Genomic DNA, 5,377 nt, shown 5'->3' with positions numbered 1-5,377 from the left:
TTGCGCCTGTGCCTTCGCGTCGCGCGCCTGCAGCAGGTTGCTGTCGGCATCGAGCACCTCGATCAGGCTGACAACACCACCCTTGTAGGCGGCAACCGAGTTCTCGCGCGCACGGTCGAACGATGACTCACCCCGCGTCAGGATGCCGACCTGGGCCTCGCGTTTGACGAGGGCGGAGAAGGCGTTCTCGACATCCTCGGTCGCGCGCAACACTGCCAGCCGGTAGGCCGCCAGCGCTTCGGCCTCCTGGCCACGCGCGGCGGCGATCTGCGCGTCGATGCGGCCGAAGTCGAACAGACGCCAGCGCAATCCGAGGACGCCCAGGGCCTGGCTGGCAGCCCCGGTGAAGAGGTTGCCGCTCGCTATTGCAGTGGCACTGCCCACCAGCCCGCCGAGCGAGAACTTGGGGTAGTACTCCGAGATCGCCACGCCGATGCGCGCATTGGCCGCAGCAAGGCGCCGCTCGGCGACGATGAGGTCCGGTCTGCGCCGGATCATCTCGGCCGGGGTGCCGGTCTCGTCCAGACCCGGCGCGACCGGGATCGGCGCCACCGCGGCCAGTTCCGTGCGGTGGGTTCCCGGCTGCACCCCGAGCAGCACATCCAACGCGTTCATCGCCGCATCGAGGCCGGCTTCCAGGACGGGGGTCTGCGCCTCGGCCTGGGTGAGCGACCCCTCGGCCTGGTTCATCTGGAGCTCGGCGGCGACCCCCTTCTCGTACTGAAGCTTGACCGTGGCGAGCAGCTGACGGCGCGTCTCCGCTTGTTGTCGGGCGATCGCTATGCGCGCCTGCAGGCCGCGAATCGTGACGTACACATCTGCCGTCTGCGCGGCCACGGCCAGCCGCGTCGCAACGGCGCCGGCTTCGGATGCCTCATACTCGGCGCGTGCGGCTTCCCGCCCGCGCCGCAGGCCGCCGAAGACGTCGATTTCCCAACCCACATTGAGGTTGACCTCGTAGTAGCTGCCATTGCGGTCGAAGCCGCGCGCCGCGCTGAGTAGCTGCCCAAGCGGGGTTTCAAGCGACTGGTGCGTTCTCGCCGCATTCGCGCTCACATTCGCTGATGGCAACAGGGCCGCATCTGCGAGGCGCAACGAGGCGCGCGATTGGGCGATGCGTGCCGTTGCCTGCGCGATGTCGAGATTCTGTGCAAGAGCCAGAGAGATGAACCGCGTCAGAAGAGGATCCTCGAAGGCGGTCCACCAGGTACTGAGGTCCGCCTGGCGCGGGACGTCCCTGTCGGCGACGGCCTCCTGACCGAGGAAGCGGGACGAGAGCTCAACCTCCGGGGACCTGTAGTCGGGGCCGACTGCGCAGCCTGTCAATAGGCTGGCAATCAGCAGCAGAGCCAGAGGGCGGAGGTCGGTACGCATCAGAATCCTTGTTTTGAGCTAGATCGTGACCATAATACCAAATGGTCACTCGTTGTCAAGCCAACGTATCTGAGGTATTGTTTTGCTTATGAGTGAAATCACATCTGCCCCCCAGTCGCGCGGTCCAGCCGACCACAATGTTCGAGAGCAAATCGTAGCGGCCGCCGGAGAGCACTTCAGCCGGTATGGCTACGAGAAGACCACGGTCTCCGACCTGGCCAAGGCGATCGGTTTTTCGAAGGCTTACATCTACAAGTTCTTCGATTCGAAGCAGGCCATCGGCGAGGCCATCTGCGCCAAGACCTTGAGCACCATCCTCGCGGCGGTGGAAGAGGCGGTGGCGGGCGCGAGCACGCCTACCGACAAATTCCGTCGTATGTTCAAGACTTTAACGTCGTCTGGCGCGAGTCTCTTCTTCAATGATCGCATGCTGCACGACATCGCCGCGCACTCCGCCGGGGAGGGGTGGCCGTCCGCCCGCGCCTACGCTGATCGCATCAGGCAGCTCCTGACGGACGTGATCCGTGAAGGTCGGGAGACCGGCGAGTTCGAACGCAAAACGCCGCTGGACGAGACGGTGCATGCAATCTATCTAGTCGTGCACCCGTATGCGAATCCACTCCTGCTCCAGCACAATCTCGACCTCATCGACGAGGCGCCAGCGCAACTATCAAACTTGGTTCTGCGTAGCCTAGCTCCATAATTTTGTGAGTGACTATTGACAATAATAGTCACTATATGTAGGGTGGAAGCCTTAATGCGCTCGGGAGGTTTCCATGCTTCAGCGTCGTACTATCCCCTTCCTCGCCTTCGTCGGTCTGCTGCCCTTGGCTCTGGCAGCGTGCAGTGACGCCACTTCTTCAATCGATCCGCGCACCCAGACTCCTCTCGTGCGGGTGGGGGCGGTGGAGGCCGCCGTCCCGGCCGAGCGTTCATTCACCGGCATCGTTGCTGCGCGGGTGCAGAGCGACCTGGGTTTCCGCGTTCCCGGCAAGATCCTGGAGCGCCTAGTCGATACCGGGCAGGCCGTCAAGCGCGGCCAGCCGCTCATGCGCATCGACCCCACCGATCTGAGGCTCGCCACGCGCGCCCACGACGAGGCCGTCACTGCCGCCACGGCGCGCGCGCGCCAGACCGCGGACGACGAGGCGAGATACCGCGATCTCGTCGCGGCGGGTGCGGTGTCGGCCTCGGCCTACGACAAGATTAAGGCCGCCGCCGAGTCGGCACGGGCGGAGCTCAAAGCGGCCCAGGCTCAGGCCGACGTTGCGCGCAACGAAACCGGCTACACGGTCCTGCTCGCCGACGCGGACGGCGTGGTGGTGGAGACCCTGGCGGAGCCGGGCCAGGTCGTTGGTGCCGGTCAGGTTGTCGTCCGTGTGGCGCATGCCGGGCGCCGCGAAGCGGTCGTCGAGCTCCCCGAGACCCTGCGCCCGGCGATCGGATCCGCGGCGCGCGCGGCCTTGTATGGCGGCGGGCTCACGGGCGCTGCGAAACTGCGCCAGTTGTCGGATGCCGCAAACCCTCAGACGCGCACCTTCGAGGCGCGTTACGTGCTGGAGGGCCGCCTGGCGGACGCGCCACTGGGCTCGACCATATCCATCCACATCCCCCGCGACCGCTCCGCCCCGGCGCTGGGGGTGCCGATCGGCGCGCTCTTCGATGCGGGCAAAGGTCCCGGCGTATGGCTGGTCGAAGGAGAGGCGCCTCGGGTCACCTGGCGCACCGTGCAGGTGGCCGGCCTCAGTGACGAATCCGCCGCGGTGGTCGGCGGCCTCAAGGCGGGTGACCGCGTGGTCGTGCTCGGCGCGCATCTGCTGCACGAAGGCGAGCAGGTACGGCTGGCTGCCGGCGAAGCCGCGCAAAGCGTGGCGGCGGCCAGCGGGGAACGGCAACGAGCGCACGCCGGGCCGCCCCAAGTAAGCTCCCGCCCCCTTGGGGGGCAGCGAGCCGGTGTTGCGAGCGTGGGGGTCGTCCAGTGAGCGTCTTCAACCTTTCCGCCCTCGCGGTACGCGAGCGGTCGGTCACCCTGTTCCTGATCGTGGCGATCTTCATCGCCGGGATCGTGGCCTTCCTAACGCTCGGCCGGGCGGAGGATCCCGCCTTCACCGTCAAGCAGATGACCGTGGTCACGGCCTGGCCTGGGGCCACGGCAAAGGAGATGGAAGAGCTGGTCGCCGAGCCCTTGGAAAAGCGCATGCAGGAGCTGCGCTGGTATGACCGGACCGAGACCTTCACGCGACCGGGCCTGGCTTTCACCACCGTGTACCTGCTGGATAGCACGCCGCCACCCGACGTCCCCGAGGAGTTCTATCAGGCGCGCAAGAAGCTCGGCGACGAGGCGCTCAAGCTGCCGCATGATGTCATCGGCCCGATGGTGAACGACGAATACGCCGACGTGACCTTTGCGCTCTATGCCGTAAAAGCGAAGGGCGAGCCCCATCGGCACCTGGTGCGCGATGCGGAGGCCATGCGTCAGCGCCTGCTTCACGTGCCGGGCGTCAAGAAGGTGAACATCATCGGCGAACAGGCCGAAAGGATTTTCGTCGAGTTCTCCCATGGCCGCCTCGCGACCCTGGGCGTCTCCCCTCGCGACCTCTTCGCTGCGCTGAACGGGCGCAACGTCATGACGCCCGCCGGCTCGATCGAAGCCAAGGGCCCGCAGGTCTTCATCCGGCTGGACGGCGCGATCGACGACCTGGAGGCGATCCGCAATACGCCGGTCGCGGCGCGGGGACGTACGCTGAAGCTTGGCGACATCGCCGAGGTGAAGCGGGGCTACGAGGATCCGGCCACCTTCCTCATTCGCAACGACGGCGAACCGGCCCTGCTGCTCGGCGTGGTCATGCGCGAGGGTTGGAACGGCCTCGATCTCGGCAAGGCACTGGAAGCGGAAGCGGCGGCCATCAACGCCGAGATGCCGCTCGGCATGAGTCTCTCCAAGGTTACGGACCAGTCGGTCAATATCCGCTCGGCCGTCGACGAGTTCATGGTGAAGTTCTGCGTCGCCCTCGGCGTGGTAATGCTGGTGGGCTTCCTCAGCATGGGATGGCGCGCCGGCATCGTGGTCTCCGCAGCGGTGCCCCTGACCCTGGCCGCGGTCTTCGTCGTCATGGCGGCCACCGGCAAGGACTTCGACCGGATCACGCTGGGCTCCCTGATCCTGGCCCTGGGGCTGCTGGTGGACGACGCGATCATCGCCATCGAGATGATGGTGGTGAAGATGGAGGAAGGCTACAACCGCATCCGCGCAGCGGCCTACGCGTGGAGCCATACCGCCGCGCCCATGCTTTCCGGGACCCTGGTGACGGCGATCGGCTTCATGCCGAACGGCTTCGCCAAGTCGACCGCCGGCGAGTACGCCGGCAATCTGTTCTGGATCGTCGGCATTGCGTTGATCGCGTCGTGGATCGTCGCCGTCGTGTTCACGCCCTACCTGGGGGTGAAGCTGCTCCCGAACTTCGAACCGCGCGAGGGTGCGCACCAGGCAATCTACGCCACCCCGCACTACGAGCGCTTCCGCCGCCTGCTGGGATCGGTGATCCGGCGCAAATGGCTGGTTGCGGCGAGCGTGATCGGTGCCTTCACCGTCGCGGTCCTGGGCATGGGCGTGGTCAACAAGCAATTCTTTCCAACTTCCGATCGGCCCGAGGTGCTGGTCGAAGTCCAGATGCCGTATGGCACCTCGATCCAGCAGACGAGCGCGGTGACCGCCAGGGTCGAGGGCTGGCTGGCCAAGCAACCGGAAGCGAAGATCGTGACTGCCTACGTCGGACAGGGGGCACCGCGCTTCTATCTCGCCATGGCGCCGGAGCTGCCTGATCCCTCGTTTGCGAAGATCGTCGTCCTGACCGACGACCAGGCGGCGCGCGAGGCGCTCAAGCTCAAGTTGCGGCAGGCGGTGGCCGACGGTCTGGCACCGGAGGCGCGCGTACGGGCGACCCAGTTGGTGTTCGGCCCGTACTCGCCCTTCCCCGTGGCCTTCCGCGTGATGGGGCCCGAC

General features: G+C 66.4%; 4 protein-coding genes. 3 read left to right on the top strand and 1 reads right to left on the bottom strand.

Annotated features, from left to right (window positions below):
• The coding region (locus JNK68_08605; GenBank protein ID MBL8540420.1) for an efflux transporter outer membrane subunit at nt 1-1,374 on the bottom strand (1,374 nt) is incomplete at its 3' end.
• A gap of 88 nt (nt 1,375-1,462) precedes the next feature.
• Here JNK68_08605 and JNK68_08600 point away from each other — a divergent pair.
• From JNK68_08600 to JNK68_08590, 3 genes are all read left to right on the top strand, one after another.
• A complete protein-coding gene (locus JNK68_08600; GenBank protein ID MBL8540419.1) occupies nt 1,463-2,077 on the top strand; it encodes a TetR/AcrR family transcriptional regulator in 615 nt (204 codons plus the stop codon).
• A 73-nt stretch (nt 2,078-2,150) separates the two neighbouring features.
• Entirely contained in the window at nt 2,151-3,356 is a 1,206-nt protein-coding gene (locus tag JNK68_08595) for an efflux RND transporter periplasmic adaptor subunit (GenBank protein MBL8540418.1), read from the top strand.
• Nucleotides 3,353-5,377 (top strand): efflux RND transporter permease subunit (locus tag JNK68_08590; GenBank protein MBL8540417.1); only part of this gene is annotated, 2,025 nt, incomplete at its 3' end. The genes JNK68_08595 and JNK68_08590, both read left to right, overlap by 4 nt.

This window comes from Betaproteobacteria bacterium, from assembly GCA_016791345.1.
In the GTDB taxonomy this organism is placed as follows: domain Bacteria; phylum Pseudomonadota; class Gammaproteobacteria; order Burkholderiales; family JAEUMW01; genus JAEUMW01.
The sequence above is the reverse complement of the archived record's forward strand: the minus strand, read 5'-3'. Positions and strand labels throughout refer to the sequence as shown.